At 62.7% G+C, this 343-nt stretch carries 1 protein-coding gene; it reads left to right on the top strand.

Annotated elements, in window-relative coordinates; genetic code table 11:
• Positions 1–343, top strand: a 343-nt coding sequence (locus tag F0L74_RS34825) for an ATP--guanido phosphotransferase (protein WP_213087194.1), incomplete at both ends; no start/stop codon positions are given.

Raw genomic sequence — 343 nt, 5'->3', positions numbered from 1 at the left:
GGCGAGCTCAAGGGCACGTTCTACCCCCTCACCGGCATGTCGAAGGAGACCCAGCAGCAGCTCATCGACGACCACTTCCTGTTCAAGGAGGGCGACCGCTTCCTGCAGGCCGCCAACGCCTGCCGCTTCTGGCCCACCGGCCGCGGCATCTACCACAACGAGAACAAGACGTTCCTCGTGTGGTGCAACGAGGAGGACCACCTCCGCATCATCTCGATGCAGATGGGTGGCGACCTGCAGCAGGTATACAAGAGGCTGGTGAGCGCCGTCAACGAGATCGAGAAGAAGATCCCGTTCTCGCACCACGACCGGCTCGGCTTCCTCACGTTCTGCCCGACCAACC

The sequence above is a fragment of the Chitinophaga agrisoli genome, assembly GCF_008386695.1.
GTDB lineage: Bacteria > Bacteroidota > Bacteroidia > Chitinophagales > Chitinophagaceae > Chitinophaga > Chitinophaga agrisoli.
This window is presented reverse-complemented; position numbering and strand designations above follow the sequence as displayed.